Annotated in this window: 23 protein-coding genes; 15 read left to right on the top strand and 8 right to left on the bottom strand. The window is 60.7% G+C overall.

The window, feature by feature from the left end; all coding sequences use genetic code 11:
- On the bottom strand, window positions 1–906 hold the full coding sequence (locus tag N2599_RS20470; RefSeq protein ID WP_027510862.1) for a LysR family transcriptional regulator: 906 nt from the start codon (window positions 904–906) through the stop codon (window positions 1–3).
- 121 nt (window positions 907–1,027) lie between these two features.
- Here N2599_RS20470 and N2599_RS20465 point away from each other — a divergent pair, with 121 nt between their 5' ends.
- From N2599_RS20465 to coaBC, 3 genes are all read left to right on the top strand, one after another.
- Window positions 1,028–1,792 (top strand): SDR family oxidoreductase, encoded by a 765-nt coding sequence (locus tag N2599_RS20465; RefSeq protein WP_027510863.1) that lies wholly within the window; start codon window positions 1,028–1,030, stop codon window positions 1,790–1,792.
- A gap of 270 nt (window positions 1,793–2,062) precedes the next feature.
- Complete coding sequence (locus tag N2599_RS20460; protein WP_027510864.1) at window positions 2,063–2,980, top strand: DMT family transporter; 918 nt, start codon at window positions 2,063–2,065, stop codon at window positions 2,978–2,980.
- Window positions 2,981–3,057: 77 nt separating this feature from the next.
- Window positions 3,058–4,269 carry a bifunctional phosphopantothenoylcysteine decarboxylase/phosphopantothenate--cysteine ligase CoaBC gene (gene coaBC, locus N2599_RS20455; protein ID WP_027510865.1) on the top strand — a complete coding sequence of 404 codons (1,212 nt, stop codon included), beginning with the start codon at window positions 3,058–3,060 and terminating at the stop codon, window positions 4,267–4,269.
- Here the strand turns inward: coaBC and N2599_RS20450 are convergent.
- Window positions 4,256–5,065 carry a class II glutamine amidotransferase gene (locus tag N2599_RS20450; protein WP_027510866.1) on the bottom strand — a complete coding sequence of 270 codons (810 nt, stop codon included), beginning with the start codon at window positions 5,063–5,065 and terminating at the stop codon, window positions 4,256–4,258. The two genes, coaBC and N2599_RS20450, sit on opposite strands and share 14 nt — an antisense overlap.
- A 521-nt stretch (window positions 5,066–5,586) precedes the next feature.
- Between N2599_RS20450 and N2599_RS20445 the strand changes: the two genes are divergently transcribed.
- The 6 genes from N2599_RS20445 (at window position 5,587) to otsA (ending at window position 11,805) form a co-directional block, all read left to right on the top strand.
- Window positions 5,587–6,264, top strand: a complete 678-nt coding sequence (locus tag N2599_RS20445; RefSeq protein ID WP_027510867.1) for a FadR/GntR family transcriptional regulator — start codon at window positions 5,587–5,589, stop codon at window positions 6,262–6,264.
- The gene (locus N2599_RS20440; RefSeq protein ID WP_027510868.1) at window positions 6,261–7,550 is read left to right on the top strand and encodes a CynX/NimT family MFS transporter; all 1,290 of its coding nucleotides are present in this window, start codon (window positions 6,261–6,263) and stop codon (window positions 7,548–7,550) included. Before N2599_RS20445 ends, N2599_RS20440 begins: the two co-directional genes overlap by 4 nt.
- A gap of 99 nt (window positions 7,551–7,649) precedes the next feature.
- Entirely contained in the window at window positions 7,650–9,143 is a 1,494-nt protein-coding gene (locus tag N2599_RS20435) for a S10 family peptidase (protein WP_027510869.1), read from the top strand.
- A 7-nt stretch (window positions 9,144–9,150) separates the two neighbouring features.
- On the top strand, window positions 9,151–9,552 hold the full coding sequence (locus tag N2599_RS20430; protein ID WP_027510870.1) for a GFA family protein: 402 nt from the start codon (window positions 9,151–9,153) through the stop codon (window positions 9,550–9,552).
- 37 nt (window positions 9,553–9,589) lie between these two features.
- A complete protein-coding gene (otsB, locus tag N2599_RS20425) occupies window positions 9,590–10,387 on the top strand; it encodes a trehalose-phosphatase (RefSeq protein ID WP_027510871.1) in 798 nt (265 codons plus the stop codon).
- Between the two features lie 44 nt (window positions 10,388–10,431).
- Window positions 10,432–11,805 (top strand): alpha,alpha-trehalose-phosphate synthase (UDP-forming), encoded by a 1,374-nt coding sequence (gene otsA / locus N2599_RS20420; protein WP_027510872.1) that lies wholly within the window; start codon window positions 10,432–10,434, stop codon window positions 11,803–11,805.
- On the opposite strand, the gene N2599_RS20415 is transcribed toward otsA, so the two are convergent.
- On the bottom strand, window positions 11,786–12,706 hold the full coding sequence (locus N2599_RS20415) for a choline sulfate utilization transcriptional regulator (protein ID WP_027510873.1): 921 nt from the start codon (window positions 12,704–12,706) through the stop codon (window positions 11,786–11,788). The genes otsA and N2599_RS20415 overlap by 20 nt on opposite strands.
- 235 nt (window positions 12,707–12,941) lie before the next feature.
- Here N2599_RS20415 and betC point away from each other — a divergent pair, with 235 nt between their 5' ends.
- The gene (gene betC, locus N2599_RS20410; protein ID WP_027510874.1) at window positions 12,942–14,456 is read left to right on the top strand and encodes a choline-sulfatase; all 1,515 of its coding nucleotides are present in this window, start codon (window positions 12,942–12,944) and stop codon (window positions 14,454–14,456) included.
- A gap of 25 nt (window positions 14,457–14,481) precedes the next feature.
- Here betC and N2599_RS20405 read toward each other — a convergent pair whose 3' ends face one another.
- Complete coding sequence (locus tag N2599_RS20405) at window positions 14,482–15,189, bottom strand: glutathione S-transferase family protein (RefSeq protein WP_027510875.1); 708 nt, start codon at window positions 15,187–15,189, stop codon at window positions 14,482–14,484.
- A gap of 111 nt (window positions 15,190–15,300) precedes the next feature.
- Between N2599_RS20405 and N2599_RS20400 the strand changes: the two genes are divergently transcribed.
- Window positions 15,301–16,197: a LysR substrate-binding domain-containing protein gene (locus tag N2599_RS20400; protein ID WP_027510876.1), complete on the top strand. Its 897-nt coding sequence runs from the start codon at window positions 15,301–15,303 to the stop codon at window positions 16,195–16,197.
- 8 nt (window positions 16,198–16,205) lie between these two features.
- Here N2599_RS20400 and N2599_RS20395 read toward each other — a convergent pair whose 3' ends face one another.
- Window positions 16,206–16,508, bottom strand: coding sequence for an ArsR/SmtB family transcription factor (locus N2599_RS20395; RefSeq protein ID WP_027510877.1), 303 nt, complete (start codon window positions 16,506–16,508; stop codon window positions 16,206–16,208).
- Window positions 16,509–16,559: 51 nt separating this feature from the next.
- Between N2599_RS20395 and N2599_RS20390 the strand changes: the two genes are divergently transcribed.
- On the top strand, window positions 16,560–17,504 hold the full coding sequence (locus N2599_RS20390; protein ID WP_027510878.1) for a threonine/serine dehydratase: 945 nt from the start codon (window positions 16,560–16,562) through the stop codon (window positions 17,502–17,504).
- Here the strand turns inward: N2599_RS20390 and N2599_RS20385 are convergent, their stop codons facing one another.
- Window positions 17,505–18,032, bottom strand: coding sequence for an Lrp/AsnC family transcriptional regulator (locus tag N2599_RS20385; RefSeq protein ID WP_051336606.1), 528 nt, complete (start codon window positions 18,030–18,032; stop codon window positions 17,505–17,507).
- A gap of 81 nt (window positions 18,033–18,113) precedes the next feature.
- Between N2599_RS20385 and N2599_RS20380 the strand changes: the two genes are divergently transcribed.
- The gene (locus tag N2599_RS20380; RefSeq protein ID WP_027510880.1) at window positions 18,114–18,500 is read left to right on the top strand and encodes a RidA family protein; all 387 of its coding nucleotides are present in this window, start codon (window positions 18,114–18,116) and stop codon (window positions 18,498–18,500) included.
- Between the two features lie 7 nt (window positions 18,501–18,507).
- Here N2599_RS20380 and N2599_RS20375 read toward each other — a convergent pair whose 3' ends face one another.
- A complete protein-coding gene (locus tag N2599_RS20375; protein WP_027510881.1) occupies window positions 18,508–20,091 on the bottom strand; it encodes a peptide chain release factor 3 in 1,584 nt (527 codons plus the stop codon).
- 90 nt (window positions 20,092–20,181) lie between these two features.
- Here N2599_RS20375 and dut point away from each other — a divergent pair, with 90 nt between their 5' ends.
- On the top strand, window positions 20,182–20,652 hold the full coding sequence (gene dut / locus N2599_RS20370; RefSeq protein WP_027510882.1) for a dUTP diphosphatase: 471 nt from the start codon (window positions 20,182–20,184) through the stop codon (window positions 20,650–20,652).
- On the top strand, window positions 20,649–21,548 hold the full coding sequence (locus N2599_RS20365; protein WP_027510883.1) for a GNAT family N-acetyltransferase: 900 nt from the start codon (window positions 20,649–20,651) through the stop codon (window positions 21,546–21,548). Before dut ends, N2599_RS20365 begins: the two co-directional genes overlap by 4 nt.
- 25 nt (window positions 21,549–21,573) lie before the next feature.
- On the opposite strand, the gene N2599_RS20360 is transcribed toward N2599_RS20365, so the two are convergent.
- Window positions 21,574–22,056: an Lrp/AsnC family transcriptional regulator gene (locus N2599_RS20360; RefSeq protein WP_063829607.1), complete on the bottom strand. Its 483-nt coding sequence runs from the start codon at window positions 22,054–22,056 to the stop codon at window positions 21,574–21,576.
- Between the last annotated feature and the right edge of the window lie 23 nt (window positions 22,057–22,079).

The following is a 22,079-nucleotide window of genomic DNA, read 5'->3' as shown; positions in this document are numbered from 1 at the left end:
TTAGCCTGCAGGATCCCAATAAGGCGGATCGCCGAAGGCTTTTTTCAGGTGATCGGCTATGGCGCGGAGTTTGGCGGAAGGGTTACGGCCTTCCGGATGCGCCATGTAGATGAACTCAGCTTCGGGCTTGTAGCCGACATCAATCTCGACAAGCTTGCCTTCGCGGATTGCCGGACCGGCAATGAAGGTCGGCAGCAGCGCGATGCCGAGACCGGCGATTGCCGCATCGCGAAGCATGTCGCCATTATTGATACCCATCGCCAGCTTCGCACGCACGACGATTGCACCCTCCAGGGTCTGGAAGCGCCAGTCCGCGATACCGCGATTAGTGTAGAACAGGCCTCGATGATCGTCGAGATCGGCCAATGTCGCCGGTGTCCCATGGCGGTCGAGATAGGCCGGGGAAGCCGTCAGAAGACGGCGGCTGCGCGAGAGCTTCCAGGCCACCAGGCGTGAATCGGCGATCGGCCCATGGCGGATGATGGCGTCGTAGCCTTCCGACGAGGCGTCCACGCGACGGTCATCAATGTCGAGCGTCAGCGCGATTTCGGGGTGCTCTGCCAAAAACGGATAAAGCGCCGGACCAAGATGGAGGCGACCGAGGGTGACAGGTGCTGCAATACGCAAGGGACCGGCGAGCGTACCTCGGCGTTCGGCCATGTCGGCTGCGGCCTCTTCTATCTCACGCAGGATTCGAAGCGCACGCTCCATAAAAGCCGTGCCGTCTTCCGTCAGCGTTAGCTTGCGTGTCGTGCGGTGAAGCAGCAAACCGCCAAGTGTCTTTTCCAGATCAGCCAGCCTTTCGCTGACAACGGATTTCGACAGGCGGAGGCGCCTCGCAGCCTCGCTCACGGAACCTGATTCCACCACTGCGACGAAAACCGCTATCCCTTCGATCTTGATCATCGTTCGGCATTTCCGAATTCGAGTTCCATCATATGGAGACTAATCCGAACGCATGGAAAATGCCATCTTCAACGCATCGAAGGGGCCACAGACGCTGTCCCCCCGACTAGGAGATGGAACAATGAACCGCTTGAATAACAAAGTCGCAATCATCACCGGAGCTAGCTCCGGCATCGGCCGCTCGACAGCAAAGCTCTTCGCCGCTGAAGGCGCCAAAGTCGTCATTGGCGCGCGTCGGCAGGTAGAACTCGACAGCCTCGTCGCGGAAATCAAGGGTGCCGGCGGCGAAGCCTTTGCAGTCGCTGGTGACGTGCGCTCGGAAGACTACCAGAAGGCACTTGTCGCTGCGGCGATCGAAAATTACGGCAAGCTCGACATCGCCTTCAACAATGCCGGCATGCTCGGCGAAGCTGGGCCGAGCACGGGCGTTTCCGAGGCAGGCTTCAACGAAGCTCTGGCTGTCAACCTCACCGCCTCTTTCCTGGGCGCCAAACACCAGATCACGGAAATGGCGAAACACAGCGGCGGCTCGGTGATCTTCACCTCTACCTTCGTCGGCTACAGCTTCGCCTTCCCGGGCGTTGCCGCCTACGCCGCCAGCAAGTCCGGACTGATCGGCCTGACGCAGGCACTTGCTGCCGAGTTCGGCCCGCAGAATGTCCGCGTCAATGCCATCCTGCCCGGCGCAGTCGATACCGACATGTATCGCGACATGAACGATACGCCGGACAAACAGGACTTCATCACCAATCTGCACGCCCTGAAGCGCGTCGCAACGCCGGAAGAGATAGCCCGCTCCGTCCTCTACCTTGCCTCCGACGACTCGAGCTTCGTAACAGGCACGGCTTCGCTGCTCGACGGCGGCGTTTCAATCACTCGCACGTAACCGCAGCGCGATTATCTGCCACCCAAACCACCAGCGTTATCGCGAACGCTTTTGAATGCACATCGACCTATCAACAGCTGCATGAATCCTCGGCTATCACCAATGGATTCATGCAACTTTCCAATCCGAAATACCCCTTCCTGTTGGCCTCTTCCAGCGATCAAGGCTGGAAAACAGATGTCGCGGCTGAGACTTGTCTCGGATGGTTATCCCGCATATCACTCGAGCTTCCTTTTTGCTTTTCGGGCACCCTCGACCCTCAGGTGAACCATGCTCATCGGTGTCCTTTGCGGCCTCGCCACATGCGCTTTGTGGGGACTGACTTTCGTCGTGCCCCGCGCCATTGCGCCATTCAACACGATGGACCTGACAATCGCGCGCTACGGGCTCTTTGCCGTGGCGAGCGTGGTTCTGATGGTCAATCCACGCTTCCGGCCGAGGAACATAAAGCCTCGGCTTGCAGTCACCGCACTGCTTCTCGGCGGTGTCGGTTATGTCGGCTATTTCGTCAGCGTCGCCTATGCCGTTCGGCTTGTAGGCGCTGCCATTCCGCCGCTCGTCATCGGGACCATGCCGGTGATTCTCGCGATCATTGCGAATTTTCGCGACCGCTCCGTTGCCTGGCAGATGCTCGCCCTGCCGCTGCTCTTGATTGCAGCGGGCATCGGTTGGGTGAATGTCTCGATCTTTTCCGCCACGCCTTCCGGCGATGAGGCAGCGATCATCCTGGGTATCGGCTCAACGCTGATCGGTCTTGCATTGTGGGTCATTTACGGACTTGCGAGCACGGCGGCAATGCAGTCGCCGGAGGCGCCGGATATCCTGCAATGGACAGGCCTTCAGGGTATCGGCGCAGGTATCGGCAGCCTCGTGCTCATCCCATTCACTTCGATCGGCACGGACATCGTCTTCACAGGCGCCGAGCTTTTACGATTCATTCTCTGGTCGCTCATCATGGGGCTCGCCGGAGCGTGGTTGGCGACGCTGCTCTGGATGATCGCTTCGAAGCGGCTGCCGCTTGCGCTTGCCGCGCAGTTGATCGTTGCCGAAACGATCTTTGGACTGATCTTCGGCTTCCTCTTCGAGCAACGCCTGCCGACGCTCGCGGAAGCAGGCGGCTCCATTCTCCAACTCGCGGGCGTCGGACTTGCGATCGCGATCTTCACTCCGAATGGCCGGAGAGCTTAGGCGCGCCGTGATGATTGCATGTTATCCGCCAAAGGCTTAGGGTCGGCAGTGGTCAACAAGGCGACGGGTAGAAGGCCATGGCTCTCAGCGGCAAACGCATCCTGCTTATCATTTCAGGCGGTATCGCGGCCTATAAGAGCCTCGACCTGATCCGGCGCCTGCGCGAGCGCGGGACCTCGGTACGTCCGGTGATGACGAAGGGCGCGCAGGAATTCGTGACGCCGCTTGCCGTCGGTGCGCTTGCTGCAGACCACGTGTTCACCGATCTCTTTTCGCGGCAGGACGAGCAGGATGTCGGCCATATCCGGCTTGCCCGCGACTGCGACCTCATTGTCATCGCGCCGGCGACGGCCGATCTGATGGCCAAGATGGCAAACGGTTTCGCGGACGATCTGGCCTCGACCGTTTTGCTCGCGACGGACAGGCCGGTCCTTGCCGCGCCGGCGATGAACCCGAAGATGTGGTCGCACGCGGCGACGAAGCGGAATTTCGACATCCTGAAAAGTGATGGAATCCATTTCGTCGGGCCGATGGCGGGCGAGATGGCAGAGGGCAACGAGATCGGCACCGGCCGCATGGCTGAACCGCTGGAGATCGTAGCCGCCGCGGAAGCGCTGCTTGACGATGGACCGAAGCCGCTTGCAGGGCGCAGGGCGATCGTTACCTCGGGACCGACCCACGAGCCAATCGACCCGGTCCGCTACATCGCCAATCGCTCCTCCGGCAGGCAAGGGCACGCGATTGCCGCAGCACTTGCGAGGCTCGGCGCGGATGTGACGCTCGTCTCCGGACCAGTGGCGATTGCCGATCCCGTCAGCGTCAGGACGATTCATGTCGAGCGCGCCGAAGAAATGCGCGATGCGGTGCTCGCGGCGCTGCCGGCCGATATTGCCGTCATGGTGGCGGCCGTGGCCGACTGGCGCGTGGCCTCTGCCGCCGATCAGAAGATCAAGAAGCATCCGGGCGAGTCCATCCCGACGCTGTCTCTCACCGAAAACCCGGACATCCTTAAGACCGTCGGCCACCACACGATGCGACCAAAGCTGGTGATCGGCTTTGCCGCCGAGACGCAGGATGTGGAAAGCAACGCCAAGGCCAAGCTCGAGCGCAAGGGCGCCGACCTGATCGTTGCCAACGACGTTTCTGCGGCGACGGGCATCATGGGCGGCACGCGCAACAGCGTGAAGCTGGTCAGCCGAAGCGGTGTCGAGAAATGGCCCGATCTCGCCAAGGAAGAGGTTGCGGAAAAGCTGGCGGCGCTGATTGCCGAGCGCTTCAGGCAGAAATAGCGATATCCGCCACGACGCCGCTGCACTTTTCCGGCTTGAAGGCGGCGACCTCGATGCCGTTCTCGCCAATCGTAACTGCGCTACCGTCCGGTATTTCGGTCCAGGCATCGATGTCGTCGTTCAACGGCTCGGAAACAAGGCAATGTCCCTGGCGCATCGGTGAGGCGTAAAGTGTCGGCGCCCTTCGATCGGTTGCATAACGAATTCCGTACAGCGACCGTCCGTCGGAAAACGCGGCGGTGAAACGCAGATGGGCTCGGCCCAGGATGTTTTCAGCAAGCCCTTCGACGAAGCTCACCATTTCCGCCATCGCAACGAGCGGCGCCTGGCGCAGACCGAATTGCAAAGCGAGCAGGAACATCAGCTCGGAGTCAGTCGTGCCACTGCGAACATTGAAGAGCTCGTCATCGAGCATCGCCTCCATGGCACGGCGCAGGCGCTCGAAGCCGCCGATCTGGCCGTTGTGCATGAAAGACCAATTCTCGTGCGTGAAGGGATGGCAATTATCGCGCCGTGTGCCGCCTCCTGTGGCTGCTCGAACATGGGCCAGGAAAAGCGACGAGCGGATTTGCCGTGCCAGGCTCTTCAGATTGCAGTCGGACCATGCGGGAAGGATGTCGCGATAGCGGCCCGGCTCCGGCCGGTCGCCATACCAGGCAATACCGAAGCCGTCGCCGTTCGTTGCGGTCTTGGCGCGGGTGGCGCAATGGGATTGTTCGATGAGTGAATGGGCGGGAGAGGACACCAGTTCCTCGAGATAGAGGGGGTCTCCACGATAGGCTGCCCAGCGACACATGCTTTTCTGACTCCGGAACCCGCCGTCTCAGCAACGGGACTGATTGGAAATGCCCGATCGATTGTCGAGCGCGATGGTGAATAAAAACTTAACGATTGCAATTTTTTAAGGCGGCATGCGGGTTGGAAACACTGCAGGCGATCACATTCGGCGATCACGTTTCTTCGTTTGTGAACACATTGCCTCTCGGCTACGTCACGGCGGTCATCGCAAGAATTTCCCTTGCATCATCGAAATTTTTCCTTACCTTTTAATCATCAGCAACAGAACGAAAGGAAGGTGATCCAATGTCTAATGAGATTTCGGACCTCGTAACGGGCATGGGAGAGGTGACGAAAGCGAGGCAGCCCTCGCTCTAATCCCCGCCTTCCTGGGGCCGCCTTGACGGTCCAGGCCAGTTAACAGGCCAAACTCATGGAAAGGGTCGCTGAGGCGGCCCTTTTTATTTTGCAGATTTTCTTTGACAGGCGCCGAGGCACTGGCATATTCATAAAGTCATCTGATGACTTTATGAATATGCCATGCAGCCGCTCAACAGAACAAACTTGGCCGAGACCGCGATTGAAGCAATCCGCGGCGAGATCCTCGCGAAGCGATGGAGCGTCGGCGACAAGCTGCCGAACGAGGCGGCACTTTCCGCCGCGCTGGCAGTCAGCAGGGGCACGATCCGTGAGGCCGTGCGCGTGCTTGTCTCTCAGGGCCTGCTCGAAACGCGGCAGGGCTCCGGAACCTACGTCCTTTCGACAATGGATGCGACTCGGCCGCTGACGATGGCCCGACGCGCAAGCCTGCGCGACCAATTCGAAGCGCGTTGCGCCCTGGATGTCGAGGCGGCCCGCCTCGCTTCGCTGCGGCAGACGCCGGAAATCATCACTCGGCTGCGCGACCTTCTGGCCGAGCGCGGCAATTACGAAGGCGGCGACAAGGCGGCTTTTATCGAGCGCGATCTTACCTTTCACAAGGCGATCATCGCAGCCTCGGGCAACCGCGCGATGATCGAGATCTATGACTTCTTCTCGGCTTCGATCGCCGAAACCATCGAGGCAACGCTCGGGCAGGATATTCCCGAACCCGACATGCAGGCGCACGTCAGTATCATCGATGCCATCGAGACCGGACGCCCCGCGAAAGCTGACGCCGCCGTGCGCCGCTTCATGCAGCCGGTCATCGCCGCCCTTGAACGGATGATTCTTTCATGACCACCTCCATTTCTGATACAGCCGAGGCTCTCGATGCCATCGACGAGCAGTTGATCGATGCCGAGGCGGACAGCATTCCCGCACCGGAAGCGCCTGCACAGTCGACAGCGGCAAGCCGCATCATTCTCGGCGTCAGTCTGTTGCTCATTGCCTTTAACCTTCGCCCGGTCTTTTCCAGCGCATCGGCGCTGCTGCCGGAAATTCGCTCAGGTCTCGGCCTTTCGGCTCTCGGCGCGAGCCTGTTGACCACGCTTCCCATCGTTTGCCTGGGTGTCTTTTCGCCGCTCGCGCCAAAGCTGGCACAGCGCATGGGTGCCGAGCGAACGCTCCTCGGCGTGCTGTTGCTGCTGGCGCTCGGCACGGCCATGCGCGGGCTATCCTCTGTTCCGCTTCTCTTTCTCGGAACAGCACTCGCTGGTGCTTGTATCGCCATCGGAAACGTCCTGCTTCCCGGCCTGGTCAAGCGCGACTTCGCCGACCGCACCGCGCTGATGACCGGCGGCTACACGATGGCGCTTTGCGCCGGCGCGGCGAGTGCTGCCGGTTTCACGCTGCCGATCGAGCATACGCTCGACGGATCGCTGGAGGGCGCTCTTGCCGCCTGGGCATTGCCCGCCTTCGTCGTCGCTCTGATCTGGCTTCCCCAGGTTCTCGGGATTCCGGCTCGGCCGCGCCGGAGCGGCTTCAGAGTCGATGGGCTTTGGCGCGACCGGCTTGCCTGGCAGGTCACGCTTTTCATGGGCCTTCAATCAGCGCTGGCCTATTGCGTCTTCGGCTGGCTCGCGCCGATCCTTCGCGAGCGCGGACTCGACGGCGTGACTGCCGGCGCCATCGTTTCGGTGTCAGTCGTGGTGCAGGCTGCTGCTTGCCTCGTGACGCCGCAGATTGCCGTGCGCGGCAAGGACCAGCGGCTGATCAATGCGTCGCTTTGTATCATTGCCGTGGTAGCCCTGCTCGGCTTGCTCTTCGCGCCGCTTTCGACGGTCTGGCTTTGGGCGGCGCTGCAGGGGATAGGACAAGGCGGCCTGATTGCAGTCGCAATGACGACGATCGTGCTGCGCTCGCGCGATGCGCATGTCGCAGCTCACCTATCCGGCATGGCACAATGCGTCGGCTATCTGCTGGCCGCTGTCGGCCCGCTGATCGTCGGGCTCATTCGCGGCGCCACGGGAGGTTATGCCTGGTCCGCGATACTCTTCGTTCTGCTCGGACTTGGAGCCGCGATCAGCGGCTGGAATGCCGGACGTGCACTGTACGTCAATGCGCAGACGATCCAGAAGACGTAAGCGCCCCTCCTCACCTGCATATCACCATCTCTTGATACCTCTCTGGGATCGCAGATGTTACGCTGCCGCTGATCGTGTTCCATCGCCCAGGAGGAAAGAGTGTCCTTCCGATCTGCCATCCTGTTCGCCCTGCTGGCTCTTGCCGCACCTGCTATCTCGAATGCCCAGGAGCGGCCCGGCGTGTTGAAGCTGTTGCCGCCCGATTCCGTGACCCAGCATGAGCGAAACATCGGCGGCCGCAGGCTGGCCTATACGGCGACGGCGGGCACGCTCGATCTCTTCGGTCAGGACGGCTCGCGGACAGGCGCGATATTCTACACCGCCTATACCGCCAAGGAGGGTGTAGCCGACCGGCCCATCACCTTCGCGTTCAATGGTGGTCCGGGTGCTGCCTCCGCATTCCTGCATCTTGGGCTCGTAGGGCCGCGCATATTGGATTTCGGCCCGCAGGCCCGGGACGGCGCAAACGCGAAGCTCGTCGATAACCCACAGAGCTGGCTCGATTTTACCGATCTCGTGCTGATCGATCCGATCGGCACGGGATGGAGCCGCACAGCGAGAGCCGACGACGCATCGAATTACTACAACGTCAGCGCCGATGCGCAGAGCATCGCAAAGGCGATCGCGCTTTATGTCGCGCATAACAATCGCTCAGGCTCACCAAAATATCTTCTCGGCGAAAGCTATGGCGGTTTCCGAGCGGCGAAGGTCGCTGCAGCCCTTCGGCAAAGCCAGGGCGTCATCGTCTCCGGCGCGATCATGCTCTCGCCGTTGCTAGAGGGCCAGTTGATGTTCAATGCAGACCGGTTTGCACTTGGGGCTGCTCTCGAGTTCCCGTCGCTCGCCGCCGCTGAAGCCGAACGCCGCAAGACCTTCGACGAGAAGACGCAGCAGGACGCGGAGAAGTTCGCGCTCGGCGAATATCTGACGACCCTGGCCGGCCCGGCGCCGGTGGGGGACGCTGCGAAAGCATTCTATGGCAAGGTCTCGGCGATGTCCGGCATTCCCGAAGACGTCGTCACCCGCAACCGCGGCTTCCTGGGCAACGCCTTTGCCAAGAATTCCGCCAGGTCGCTAGGCGAGGTGATGAGCCCCTATGATGCTTCGTTCGCAACGCTGGACCCTTATCCGGAGTCAGACTCCGATCGTGGTGACGATGCGGTCCTCGACGGCTTCACGCGCGCTTATGGGGGCGCTTTTGCCGATTACGCGCGCAACGAACTCGGCTTCAAAACCGAGATGACCTATGCGCTGCTCGAAAGCGACGTCAGCCGTCAGTGGGAATGGGGGGGTGGACGCGGCGGCGGATCGCGGTTGCAGGCGAGCATAACGGACGACATCCGCGAATTGCTGGGTTCCAATCCAAGCTTTCATTTGCTGATCGCACATGGTTACAGCGATATCGTCACGCCCTATGGCGTTAGCCGCTATGTCGTGGATCATCTGCCTGAAAGCCTCACCCGAGGCCGTGTAAGCCTGGACGTCTATCGCGGCGGCCATATGTTCTACACCAACGTGGAAGCGCGGGCCGCCTTCACCGCCGATGCCAAGGCCTTCTATGGCCAGCATCCGGCGACGCAGCTGGCGGATTGAGGAGCCGATGCACGTTACCGGTGGATGCCATTGCGGCGCGGTTGCCTATGAGGCCGAGATCGATCCGGAGCGCGTCATCATCTGTCATTGCACGGATTGCCAGCGGCTGACAGGGACGGCTTATCGCGTCAGCGCGGTTGCGCGGCAGGAGGACTTCCGGCTTCTCCGCAGCACGCCGAAAATCTATGTCAAGCATGGCGAAAGTGGCGCGCGCAGCCGGCAATTCTTCTGCCCGGATTGCGGTTCGCATCTCTATCGCATGGGAGAGGACAACGCCTTCGTCGGCATCCGCGTCGGCACGATCGATCAGCGGGCCGAGCTGCGGCCGCGCAAGCAGATCTGGTGCCGCTCCGCTCTACCCTGGACCGCCAATATCGAAGGCCTGCCGCGTTTCGAAACGGAAAGCTAGGGTTGCCTGAAGCGGGGCCTGACATAGATAGAGCCTCATGTCATACCAGAAGCAGTCTCTCAGCGCCTCGAAACCGGATACGGCTTCAGGGAAAGATTCTATTCTCGCTATGCTCTCCGCCGAGCCGGAAAAATGGGCTCTCTTCCTTGATATTGACGGGACCTTGCTCGAGCTAGCCGAAACGCCGGACGACATAGTCGTTCCGCCGTCGCTGCCTGCAAATCTCGACACCTTGTCGACAAGGCTCGAGGGTGCACTAGCCCTCGTGACCGGCCGGCGGCTTGATTATGCCGACCAGCTTTTTTCGCCGTTTCACTTTCCGATCGCTGGGCTTCACGGCGCCGAGCGGCGGGACCCGGACGGACGCGTGCGCAAAGCCGAAGTAACAGCGGAATTCGAGCGGCTGAAGGAGGATCTCACCGCCGAGACTGCAGGTTGGGCGGGCGTTCTGATCGAGGATAAGGGAGCGGCAGTCGCCGCACATTATCGGCTTGCGCCAGAGAGGGAGCTCGAACTCGAACCATTGATGGAACAGGCGCTTAGCCGAGCAGGACCGAACTGGACGATCCAGCACGGCAAAATGGTCATCGAAATTCGTCCCGCCAGCGCCGACAAGGGCCATGCGGTCGAAGCCTTTCTCGCACAGCCGGTCTTTGCCGGCAGACGCGCCATTGCAATCGGAGATGACGTGACCGACGAAGCGATGTTTCGCACGGTCAACCGGCTTGGCGGCCATTCGATCCGCGTCGGGCCGCTTTCGCCTGCGAGTGAAGCGCGCGGCTCCATCCCCTCTGCCGAGGCTTTGCGCGGCATTATTGCGACATTGGTCTCCTGAAGATTTGAGCACTCGTAATATTTTCTTGTATGAAAGGAACTGGCATGGGCCGTCTTGTCATTGTCTCCAATCGCGTGCCCGTTCCCGACAAGGGCGGCATTGCGCCCGCCGGCGGGCTGGCGGTTGCGCTGAAGGCAGCCCTCGAAGAGCGCGGCGGCATATGGATGGGCTGGTCGGGAAAATCGAGCGGCGAGCATGAGCCGCCGCCGCTTGCACGGCTGCAGCAAGGCAATATCACCTATGCACTGACGGATCTGACCGATACCGATGTGGATGAATACTATCACGGCTTTGCCAACCGCGTTCTCTGGCCGATCTGTCACTACCGGCTGGATCTCGCGGAATACGGCCGCAAGGAGATGGCCGGCTATTTCCGCGTCAACCGTTTTTTCGCCCATCGACTGGCGCCGCTGATCGAACCCGACGACCTCATCTGGGTGCACGACTACCACCTGATCCCGCTCGCTGCAGAGCTGCGTCAAATGGGTCTGAAGAACCGCATCGGCTTTTTCCTTCATATTCCCTGGCCGCCTGCGGACGTAATCTTCACGATGCCGGTTCACGAGCAGATCATGCGTGGCCTCTCGCACTACGATGTCGTCGGCTTTCAGACGGATCACGACCTTGAGAATTTTGCCGGATGTCTCAGACGGGAAGGTATCGGCGACGAGCTTGGCGAAGGGCGCTACAGCTCCCACGGCCGGACTTTCAAGGGCGGGGCCTATGCGATCAGCATCGAGACTGCAGCCTTTGCCGAATTCGCCCAAAAGGCCGCGACCAACAGCATGGTCAAAAAAGCGCGTCTAAGCATAGAAGGCCGCAGCCTGATCATCGGCGTCGATCGTCTCGATTACTCCAAGGGAATCACGCAGCGCATCGACGCTTTCGAGCGCTTCATCCTGGCAAACCCAGCGCAGCAGGGGCGCGTCACCTATCTGCAGATCACGCCGAAATCCCGCTCCGAAGTGCCGGAATACGAAGCCATGCAGCGCACCGTGGCCGAGCAGGCCGGCAGGGTGAACGGCGCTCTCAGCGCCGTCGATTGGGTGCCGATACGCTATATCAACCGCTCCGTCGGCCGACACATCCTTGCGGGCCTTTACCGGCTCGGCAAAGTCGGCCTCGTGACGCCGCTCCGCGACGGGATGAACCTTGTAGCGAAGGAATATGTGGCCGCGCAGGACCCGAACGATCCGGGCGTGCTCGTACTTTCGCGTTTCGCCGGTGCCGCCCGTGAATTGAAAGGCTCCCTACTGGTCAACCCTTACGACATAGAGGGTACGGCAAACGCGCTGGCGCGCGCGCTCAGCATGCCTATGGAAGAGCGCAAAGAGCGCTGGCAGATGATGATGGACCATTTGCTGGAACACGATGTTTCGCGCTGGTGCCGGGATTTTCTCAAAGATCTTGCGCCTTGACCGGGTCCATGCCTGCCTCAGAGATCAGCCAGGCAGCAAGCCGATCGGTCTCTGCGCTCTGCGCTTTCGGCGGCAAAAGCCAGTAACCGCGGTCCTTGGCCTCCAGCATCGGTCCGGCCGCGACGAGCATACGTGACGAGAGCAGCGAATCGACCAGACCCATCCAGCCGATCGCCAGCCCCTGCTCACCGATCGCCGCCTGCACGACGAGCGAATAGGTGTTGAAACTGAGCTCGCCCTGCCCTACGGCCGCATCACGGCTGATGCCGAGTTCGGCGAGGTAACTCTTCCAATCGAACCACGGCGACGGCGCGCGCGAATCGAGATGCAGAAGACGCGCGCCGGCAATCTCGAACGGATCGAAGAAGGGGCCGTTCCGATCCAGAAAGCCTTGGGTGCAAATCGGGACGACCCTTTCCGGCAGAAGTAGCGTTGCGTTTCTGCCGAATTCCTGCCGCGTTCCGAAGACGACGGCAATGTCGCCATCCGACGGGCCCTGCTCCATGCGCTGCGTCGCGACGATCTGGATGTCCATTTCCGGATAAAGCAGGCGGAAGGTATGCATACGCGGAATCAACCAGAGCGACGAGAAAGCATAATCCGTTCTCAGCCTGATCGCGGGGCGTTCGGACTGGCTGCGGAAGCTGCGCACCAACGCGTCGACATCATCGACCGTGCGTGAGGCGACGTCGAAAAGCCGGCGTCCCTCCGGCGTCAACTCGACACCGCGATGCTGCCGCTGCAGGAGGCTGACGCCCATCTGCTCTTCGAGGCGGCGGACCTGATAGCTGACGGCAGGCTGGGTCAGGCCGAGAATTCCGGCCGCAGACGAGAGACTGCCCATTTCCCCCACCGCTGCAAATACGCGAACCCATCCAAGGTCGATTGGTCGCTCCGCCATAAAAAATCCTTTGATCATCCATTGAAAAAAGCCAGCTTCACAAAGGAAACCAAACTGATGTTCAATAAATTGCTCGAATAACAGAGGAACTGCAATGAAAAGAATTTTACGCATGAACCGGATCGCTGCAGGCTTCCTTCTCTCCACCATCTCCAGCGTGATCGCTTGACGGAGAGCCTGCTGCAGACGCAGTAAAAAGTTCTCTCGGCCTCTAATATCCAAGGACAGACTACGCATGGCGCGCCCTAATATCCTTATCTTGATGGTCGATCAGTTCAACGGGACCTTGTTTCCGGACGGACCGGCCGAATTCCTCCATGCGCCGCATCTGAAGGCATTGGCGGAGCGCTCCGTGCGCTTCGCCAACACCTATACGGCAAGCCCGCTCTGCGCGCCGGCGCGGGCTTCCTTCATGTCCGGCCAACTCCCAAGCCGGACGCGCGTCTATGACAACGCCGCGGAATTCGCTTCCGACATCCCAACTTACGCGCACCACCTGCGGGCCGCCGGATATCAAACGGCGCTTTCCGGCAAAATGCATTTCGTCGGCCCGGATCAGCTTCACGGCTTCGAGGAACGGCTGACGACCGATATCTATCCTGCCGATTTCGGCTGGACGCCCGACTATACGAAACCCGGCGAACGGATCGACTGGTGGTATCACAATCTCGGTTCGGTCACCGGCGCCGGTGTCGCCGAAATCACGAACCAGATGGAATATGACGACGAGGTCGCCTATCACGCGACCCGCAAACTCTACGATCTTTCACGCCGTCAGGACGAGCGGCCGTGGTGTCTGACTGTCAGCTTTACACACCCGCACGACCCTTACGTTGCGCGGCAGAAATTCTGGGACCTCTATGAAGACTGCCCGGCGCTCGACCCGCAGATCGGACCAGTCCCCTTCGACGAGCTTGACCCGCATTCGCAGCGCCTGCTCGAGGCGTGCGATTACGAGGCTTTCGACATTACGCCGGAGCAGATACGCCGGGCGCGGCAGGGCTACTTCGCCAATATCTCCTATGTGGACGAGAAAATCGGCGAAATCCTCGACGTGCTTGAGCGCGGACGGATGGCGGAGAACACCGTCATCCTCTTCGTCTCCGATCATGGCGACATGCTCGGCGAACGGGGCCTCTGGTTCAAGATGTGCTTTTTCGACGGGTCCGCGCGCGTCCCGCTAATGATTGCCGCACCCGGCTGGAACGCAGCGCGAATCGATCAGCCGGTTTCGACGCTGGATGTAACGCCGACACTGGCGGGCCTTGCCGGTCTCGACATAAGCTCGCTCAAGAAATGGACCGACGGCGAGGATCTGGGGCCGCTCGCTATGGGCACGGGCAGCCGCGGGCCTGTGCCGATGGAATATGCGGCGGAAGGCTCGATCGCGCCGCTCGTCTGCCTGCGCGCCGGGCGCTATAAGCTGTCGCTCTGCGAAAAAGACCCGCCGATGCTCTTCGACCTTGATGCCGATCCGCACGAACTTAAGAACCTCGCTGTCGACCCTGCCTATGCCGCGATGCTCACGGCATTGACCGAAGAGGCAAGCAAACGCTGGAATCTCACAATCTACGACGCAGCGGTGCGCGAAAGCCAGGCACGCCGCTGGGTCGTCTATGCGGCGCTGCGCAATGGCGCCTATTATCCTTGGGATTACCAGCCGCTGCAGAAGGCATCCGAGCGCTATATGCGCAACCACATGGATCTCAACGTGCTGGAAGAGAATCAGCGATATCCGCGCGGAGAATGACCCGCACGGACATTTTTGCAACGTATCAGGCTGCCTGCTTCAGGTAGCCCAACGCTTCATCCAGCGAGACGTGACCGAGGAAGCGGCCGCTGCTTTCGACCTGTTGTTCGTGTTCTATCGCCAAGGCAAAGCGCACCGCCGGATTTTCCTGCAGCCTTTCATAAAGGCTGTTCAATGCCGGGAATTGCTTGCGATCCACGACATTATGGAAGTCGTTCCAGCGGGCGATGCCGGCGAAATAAGCGTCAGCAAGGCTGGGTCCTTTGTCAACCAGCCACATGCGGCCGTCAAGGAGCTGCTCGAGTTCGCTATGCACCTTCTCGACCTTGGCAACGCCATAGGCGACCAGTGCCTTCTTTGCCTCCGGCTCCAGCTCATGTTCGATCGAATACCAGAGGGGGCTGAAGGCGTTGAAAAAGCTGGTGTTGAGATAGGCAAGTATCTGGTTCAGCCTGTCGAACTCAGCGCTGCCCTGTGCAAAGCCAAGACCCTTGCCGATATGGTCGGAGGCGATGCAGTTGAGAATGGCCATGCTCTCGTTGATGACGCGGCCATCGCCAAGCATGAGCGAAGGTGTTTCGCCGATCGCGTTGATGCGCTTGTAGTCGTCGCCCGATACCACCTTCGGCATCTCGACACGGCAAAGGCGATAGGGTTTGCCTGACCATTCGAGCGCGACGATGGAGCCGAAGGAGCAACCTTCCGGCACGCCGTAAAACAAAATCGGAGACATTCATCATTCCTTTCGTTTGAACTGATTCCACGATCGGAATATCGTTTTGTAGACGATCAGTGAAAAGAAGCCAAAAATGCACATCAAAGTCTATGAATTTGGAAGATGGAATTGAGCTCCTTCAATCTCAATGACCTCAACCTCTTCGTTCACGCGGTGGAAAGCGGCAGCTTCACGGCCGCTGGACGGCGGCTTGGTGTTCCCAAATCAACGGTGAGCAAGCGGGTTGCGGAACTGGAGGCGAAGCTGGGCGCGCGACTGATCCAGCGCACCTCGCGCAGCTTTTCGCTCACAGATTTGGGACGCGATTTCTTCGAGCACGCCCAGGCATCCGTGATCGAAGCGGAGATGGCGGAGAGCATCGTTCGATCGCGTCTCAGTGAGCCGAGTGGCACGGTGCGTATCACGGCCTCGGTGCCGACTTCGCAGTTTACGCTTGCGGAGCATCTACCGGAACTCGCAATCCGATATCCGAAGCTCAAGGTTTCCCTGCATGTCACCGATCGCTTTGTCGACATCATACAAGAGGGCTTCGATATTGCAGTACGCAGCCATCAGCTGCCGCTTGCCGATTCAAGCCTCGTGCAGCGCAAACTTGCGGAACACGAATTCCTTCTTGTTGCCGCGCCATCCTATGCGGACAGGCACGGGGTTCCACAAAGGCCGGAAGAGCTCGCGGCGCATGCTGCCGTCATGCCCAGTCTCTCCGACATGGTCTGGCGGCTTTTCTCCACCTCGGGGGAAGAGACGTTGGTCAAACCACACCCAGTGATGGCAGCCGACGAACCTTTCGTCTTGCTGAGAGCTGCAGCGGCGGGAATGGGAATCACCATTCTTCCGACGTCCGTCTGCCGAGAGCCTATCGAGCAAGGTCAATTGCTCCGTGTCCTGCCCGAATGGACAGCCGGTAGAATTACGACAACGGTGCTCGTGCCGCACCGGCGTGGCCAACTGCCATCGGTACGCGCCACCGTCGAATTCCTGAGTGAGCGGCTGGGTCAGCTTTGAGCGCCCAGTCATAGGCTCGCGAAAAGCCCCTGCTTCAGCGCCGCGATGCGCTCCTCGTTGCGGCGGTAGAATATCCATTGCTTGATACGCTTGGCATGCACCAATTCCGCCTGCACGAGGATACGCATATGTTCGCTGAGCGTGGCGGCATTTATCCCGAGTTTGCGGGCGATCAGCAGCGCACACACGCCATCCTCGACCAGGTCGCCATCAACCTGCGGTTCGAAATGAATCCGGGGCTGCTTCAGCCATTCGAGAGTAATGAGGCGCTTTTCATTCGCCAGAGCTTTGAGAACATCAACATCTTGCATTTCGTTATTTTGCCAAGTAACAAAATATTGTCAATCCACGGGAGAGCCTGCATGCCGATCGAAACCGCCCTTTCTCTCGAACGCATCGCCGAAACCGAAGGGCTGATCCGGCCCTATATCCGCCGCACACCCGTGATGCGCGTTGACATGCAGGATTTCGGCGGAGCGCCGCTCAAGGTCGATCTCAAGCTCGAATGCCTGCAGCATTCCGGCTCCTTCAAGGCACGCGGCGCCTTTTCCCACCTCCTGACGCGGCAGGTGCCTGCAACCGGCGTCGTGGCAGCCTCGGGCGGCAACCACGGCGCGGCCGTTGCCTATGCCGCATCGCAGCTTGGCGTCCCGGCCACCATCTTCGTGCCGAGCGTCTCCTCGCCTGCCAAGTTGGAGAAAATCCGCGCCTACGGTGCCAATCTGGTGACCGGCGGCGAGCGTTACGCCGATGCGCTAGCGGCGAGCGAGACCCATGTGCGGGCGAGCGGCGCGCTTGCCATACATGCCTACGACCAGGTCGAGACGCTCCTCGGCCAGGGAACGCTTGGCAAGGAGATCGAAGAGGACGTGCCGGACATCACCACATTGCTGGTCGCGGTCGGCGGCGGGGGATTGATCGGCGGCATCGCCGCGTGGTTTCGCGGCCGGGTGAAGATCGTGGCCGTCGAATCCGACGGCGCGCCGACCCTCTACGAAGCCTTCAAGGCCGGCAAACCGGTGGACGCTCCGGCAGGCGGCATCGCGGCAGATTCGCTCGCCCCGAAACGGGTTGGCGAACTGATGTTTCCCCTCGCGCAGCAATTCGTGCAGCCGCCGGTGCTGGTAACGGATGACGAAATCCGCGCTGCCCAGAAAACCCTGTGGGAAGGGGCAAGGGTCGTTGCCGAGCCGGGAGGTGCTGCGGCATTCGCAGCCATGCTTTCCGGCAAATATGTTCCGGCGCGGGATGAGCGCGTCTGCGTGTTGGTCTGCGGTGCCAATACGGCAGCGGTGAGGTTCGACTGACTATTCCGGCGGCAACGGCACCGAGGGCCACTCGGCCGTCACTTGCGCCTGTACCGGCCGGTCGAGATAGGTGGAGAGCGCGACATAGCTGCGCGTGCCGCGAACGCCCGGCACGGAATGAATCTGCCCGAGTAGAAATTCCAGTGCCTGCGGATTTTCCAACCGCACCTTGAGGATCATGCTGGTATCCCCGGCGACCGAGTGCATTTCTTCCACTTCCGGAAACCGGCTGATCTGCATCAGCCGTTCGCTCTTGCCCCAGCCAGCCGCTTCCACATGCACGAAGGCCAACAACGGCTTGCCGACTGCTGTACCATCAAGCCGGGCGACCACATCCCGGATGACGCCGGACCGCTTCAGCCGCTTGACCCGTTCGTGCACCGACGGCGGCGAGAGCCCCACCTTCTCCCCAAGCGCGGCGTAGCTCTGGCCCGCATCGGCGGCGAGCGCCGCTAATATCTTTCGGTCGAACGGATCGATTGAAGCGCTCTCACGCCGCTTTTGCCGAATGCCTTCTGTATTTTCCATCCACACGTCTCCTCTGCTTTTCAGCCGAACTTTATTCGGCAAGATAGCGGCAAGGCCATATAAAGTTCCAGAGGAGCAGAAATGGAAATGATCGTTCGCAATCCACACGACGGCATCTATGCCGCAACGCCCGATTACGTGCATGCCATGGAGGTGCGTCAGCCTGAACGTCTTGTCTTCGTCAGCGGAACGATGGGCCTTGACCCCGCTGGCAGAGCCGGCGCCGACCTAAACTCCCAACTCCACCTGATCTGGTCGAACCTCAGGCGAATTCTGGCAGAGGCTCAGATGACCACGAAAAACATCGTGCGAGTGACCAGCTACCTGCGCGACGTATCCTTCACCGAGGCAAACCAAAATGCACGGGTGGCGGCGCTCGGAGAGCATCGGGCGCCGACAACAGCCATCGTCGTCGAAACGCTGCAAGACGACTGGCTGGTCGAGATCGAGATCATTGCCGCAGCGTGAATGGAAATCACGCCGCTTTGGCGATGTGATATTCCTTGATCGCGACCATCTTGATCGCTGGATAGCGCTCCGCCTCGTAGCGCAGCGAGAAGCTGTCCTGCGCCAAGAACACCGGATCGCCGTCGAGATCGCGGGCGATATCGCCGCGTTTGACCGTCAGGAACTTTTCGAGTTCAGCCGACTGATCGGCCGAAATCCAGCGGCAGACCGAAAAGCGCGACATTTCAAAGGAAACCGGTAGGCCGTATTCCGCCTGCAGGCGCTCCTTCAGCACGTCGAGCTGTAGCGCGCCGACAACACCAACGATCGCCGGCGAACCGTCTTCCGGAGAAAAGAGCTGGACGACTCCCTCTTCTGCCATCTGCTGCAGAGCTTCCTTGAGCTTCTTTGCCTTCATCGCATCTTCAAGACGGACACGGCGAAGGATTTCCGGTGAGAAGTTCGGTACGCCCTGGAACACCAGCGCTTCGCCTTCCGTCAGCGTATCGCCAATGCGCAGCGTGCCGTGGTTCGGAATGCCCACGACGTCGCCAGCAAAGGCGGTATCCGCAAGCTGCCTCTGCGAGGCGAAGAAGAACTGCGGCGCGGTTAATCCCAGCTGCTTGCCGGTGCGTGACAAGCGCGCCTTCATGCCGCGTTCCAGCTTGCCGGAGCAGATGCGGGCAAAGGCGATGCGGTCGCGATGGTTTGGGTCCATGTTGGCCTGGATCTTGAAGACGAAGGCCGTCATCTTGTCCTCGGCCGCATGCACCGTCCTTAAATCGGCAACCTGGTCGCGCGGCGGCGGCGCGAAGTCTCCAAGCGCGTTGATGAGATCGCGGACGCCGTAATTGCGAAGCGCCGAGCCGAAGAAGACCGGCGTCATGTGACCCTCCAGGAATGCCTTGCGGTCGAACGGCCGGCAGGCCTCCATCGCGAGCTCCGTTTCGTCGATAAACACTTGGCGTTCGTTTTCCGGCAACCGATCAGCGACGTTCCGCGGACCGTTGACCGGCGTTGCTTCCACTTCCGTGTCTGAACCGCGCACAGTGTTGGTCGCCAGATGATATGAGCCGCAGAACGTTTTGGAGCGGCCGATGGGCCAGGTGATCGGCGCGGTATCCAACGCCAGTTTCTCCTCCACCTCATCTAGGATCTCGAAAGGATCGCGGCTTTCGCGATCCATCTTATTGATGAAGGTGATGATCGGGATGTCGCGCATACGGCAGACTTCGAAGAGCTTCAGCGTGCGCGGCTCAATGCCTTTGGCGGCGTCGATGACCATGACGGCCGCGTCCACCGCCGTCAGCGTGCGATAGGTGTCGTCCGCGAAGTCTTCGTGGCCGGGCGTGTCGAGGATGTTGAAGACGTTGTCGCCATATTCGAAGGTCATGACGGAGGTGACCACCGAGATGCCGCGCTCGCGCTCGATCTTCATCCAATCCGACCGGGTCTGGATGCGGTCCTTCTTCGCCTTGACCTCACCGGCGAGCTGGATTGCGCCGCCGAAAAGCAGCAGCTTTTCGGTGAGCGTGGTTTTGCCCGCATCGGGGTGTGCGATAATAGCGAATGTGCGGCGGCGGGAAACCGCCTCGGCGAGGCTTTCGGCCATGGTGTGAATCCTGTGGAATTGCCGCGTATCTAGCGATTAAAGCCGACCATTGCAATTGACCTTGGGCGTCCTGGCGCAAAGTAATGGCTCATGACCATTCACAACGACATCCGCCCGCAGCTTAACCTTGTCCGTTTGCCGAACGGCGAAGGTCTCGACCTGCCCTCCTATGAAACGAGCGGCGCCGCCGGCATGGATCTTCGGGCGGCTGTTGCCGGCAACGAACCGATGACGCTTGCGCCCGGCAAGCGCGCACTGGTGCCGACCGGCTTCATTTTCGAGATTCCGGATGGCTACGAAGCGCAGATCCGCCCCCGCTCCGGCCTCGCCTTCAAACACGGCATCACCTGCCTCAACACGCCAGGCACGATCGACAGCGACTATCGCGGCGAAGTGAAGGTGCTGCTCGTCAATCTCGGCGATGAGACTTTCGAGATCACGCGCGGTATGCGCATCGCGCAGATGGTGATCGCCCCGGTCACGCAGGTGCGGGTTGCGGAGGTCACCCAAAGCAGCGCAACTGCGCGCGGCGCCGGCGGCTTCGGCTCGACCGGCATATGAGCAAGTCTTTCGACAGTGCCGGGCTGACCTTTCGTCAGGACTATTTCGATGATCTGGCGGCATGGGCCGCGCTCGTCTCTCTCCTCGACGATACATTCGGCATTGACATCGGGCCGCTGCAACAGCTCGGCGGCCCGGATCCGACAAGCATGCCTTTCGGCTGGTTTGCCGCCGACGGCACCCTCGGCGCCAACCTGTCCGCCTTTGCCATGCCGCTCGTCATAAATGGCCGGCAGATCAACGCGGCCGCCTTTCAATCCGGCGCCGGCCGCCCGCCGTGGCGCGGGCGCGGGCTTTACCGCGACGTGACACGGAAAGCGCTTGAATGGTGCGAGAGCCAACAGTTCGAAGCTATCGTGCTCTACACCGACAAGCCCTCGCTCTACCAACCTTACGGCTTCCGCAGCCTGCCGATGCAACGCTACTCCGGGGCAGCACCAAAGCTACATCCCGCGACAGAGCCTGCCCGGCCGCTCGATCCGAGAAACGGGACAGAACTTGCCCCGTTGCAACAAGCGCTGAAGACGCGTGCGCCGGTTTCGGATGTGCTGGCTGTTTCGGGCAATGCATCGATGTTTCTCATCAATACGCAACTCGATCCCGACGTTCGTTTGAGCTGGCTCGATGCCGAGCAAGCCGTCGTCGCGTGGAAACCCGGAGAGGCTGGCCGCTTCAGCCTGCTTGACGTCGTCGCTGCGGAAATTCCGCCGCTTGCCGTCATCCTCGGCGGGCTCGGCGTGACGCCTGAACATGTCGACGTCTTCTTTTCGCCGGACAAGCTTGAGTGGCGCGGAGAGGCGCTCAGTTTCGACAACGGTACGGCCTTCATGATCCGGAGCACGGCTGATCTCGCGCCTGCGTCTCCCGCGATGCTCTCGCCGATGGCGGACTTCTAAACGGTCCGTCTCACGGGCCATCGACTCAGCGGGTCGAAAGCGGCGGCAGGCGGCGTTTGACGGGGGAAGCCTTGATCATCGAGGTGTTGGTCTCTGCCTTCTCGGCCACCTTGTCCAAAATACCATCGAGTTCTCCCATCGAGCGGACGACGAGGCGGGCGATGAAGCAATCGTCGCCGGTCACCTTGTCGCATTCGATGAATTCCGGCGTCTCCTGAATTATGCGTTCGACAACGTGCAACTGTCCCGGCAGCGGTCGGACACGAACGATCGCCTGGAGCGGATAGCCGAGGGCGGCCGGATCGATATCGATCGTGAAAGCCTTGACGATGCCGCGCTCCTCCAGTCTGCGCAGCCGCTCCGCCGCGCTTGGCGACGAAAGGTTGGCGGCCTGCGCCAACTCCTTCAGCGAAATGCGTGCATTCTGCGCCAGCGCATCGAGGAGACGCTGGTCGATGATATCCAAGCGAGACGCCTCATTAGCCACCAAAGCGATTTTACCTTTCATTATTAGGAGAAGACCGATTATCG

This window comes from Rhizobium sullae (assembly GCF_025200715.1).
In the GTDB taxonomy this organism is placed as follows: Bacteria; Pseudomonadota; Alphaproteobacteria; order Rhizobiales; family Rhizobiaceae; genus Rhizobium; species Rhizobium sullae.
Note: the sequence above shows the minus strand (reverse complement) of the source record. Positions and strands in the feature narration are given on the sequence as shown.

Excerpts from the sequence above, each read along its gene's own strand:
- N2599_RS20470 (WP_027510862.1), bottom strand. The coding sequence starts at position 906 with ATGATCAAGATCGAAGGGATAGCGGTTTTCGTCGCAGTGGTGGAATCA.
- N2599_RS20465 (WP_027510863.1), top strand. The coding sequence starts at position 1,028 with ATGAACCGCTTGAATAACAAAGTCGCAATCATCACCGGAGCTAGCTCC.
- N2599_RS20460 (WP_027510864.1), top strand. The coding sequence starts at position 2,063 with ATGCTCATCGGTGTCCTTTGCGGCCTCGCCACATGCGCTTTGTGGGGA.
- coaBC (WP_027510865.1), top strand. The coding sequence starts at position 3,058 with ATGGCTCTCAGCGGCAAACGCATCCTGCTTATCATTTCAGGCGGTATC.
- N2599_RS20450 (WP_027510866.1), bottom strand. The coding sequence starts at position 5,065 with ATGTGTCGCTGGGCAGCCTATCGTGGAGACCCCCTCTATCTCGAGGAA.
- N2599_RS20445 (WP_027510867.1), top strand. The coding sequence starts at position 5,587 with ATGCAGCCGCTCAACAGAACAAACTTGGCCGAGACCGCGATTGAAGCA.
- N2599_RS20440 (WP_027510868.1), top strand. The coding sequence starts at position 6,261 with ATGACCACCTCCATTTCTGATACAGCCGAGGCTCTCGATGCCATCGAC.
- N2599_RS20430 (WP_027510870.1), top strand. The coding sequence starts at position 9,151 with ATGCACGTTACCGGTGGATGCCATTGCGGCGCGGTTGCCTATGAGGCC.
- otsB (WP_027510871.1), top strand. The coding sequence starts at position 9,590 with ATGTCATACCAGAAGCAGTCTCTCAGCGCCTCGAAACCGGATACGGCT.
- otsA (WP_027510872.1), top strand. The coding sequence starts at position 10,432 with ATGGGCCGTCTTGTCATTGTCTCCAATCGCGTGCCCGTTCCCGACAAG.
- N2599_RS20415 (WP_027510873.1), bottom strand. The coding sequence starts at position 12,706 with ATGGCGGAGCGACCAATCGACCTTGGATGGGTTCGCGTATTTGCAGCG.
- betC (WP_027510874.1), top strand. The coding sequence starts at position 12,942 with ATGGCGCGCCCTAATATCCTTATCTTGATGGTCGATCAGTTCAACGGG.
- N2599_RS20405 (WP_027510875.1), bottom strand. The coding sequence starts at position 15,189 with ATGTCTCCGATTTTGTTTTACGGCGTGCCGGAAGGTTGCTCCTTCGGC.
- N2599_RS20395 (WP_027510877.1), bottom strand. The coding sequence starts at position 16,508 with ATGCAAGATGTTGATGTTCTCAAAGCTCTGGCGAATGAAAAGCGCCTC.
- N2599_RS20390 (WP_027510878.1), top strand. The coding sequence starts at position 16,560 with ATGCCGATCGAAACCGCCCTTTCTCTCGAACGCATCGCCGAAACCGAA.
- N2599_RS20385 (WP_051336606.1), bottom strand. The coding sequence starts at position 18,032 with ATGGAAAATACAGAAGGCATTCGGCAAAAGCGGCGTGAGAGCGCTTCA.
- N2599_RS20380 (WP_027510880.1), top strand. The coding sequence starts at position 18,114 with ATGGAAATGATCGTTCGCAATCCACACGACGGCATCTATGCCGCAACG.
- N2599_RS20375 (WP_027510881.1), bottom strand. The coding sequence starts at position 20,091 with ATGGCCGAAAGCCTCGCCGAGGCGGTTTCCCGCCGCCGCACATTCGCT.
- dut (WP_027510882.1), top strand. The coding sequence starts at position 20,182 with ATGACCATTCACAACGACATCCGCCCGCAGCTTAACCTTGTCCGTTTG.
- N2599_RS20365 (WP_027510883.1), top strand. The coding sequence starts at position 20,649 with ATGAGCAAGTCTTTCGACAGTGCCGGGCTGACCTTTCGTCAGGACTAT.
- N2599_RS20360 (WP_063829607.1), bottom strand. The coding sequence starts at position 22,056 with ATGAAAGGTAAAATCGCTTTGGTGGCTAATGAGGCGTCTCGCTTGGAT.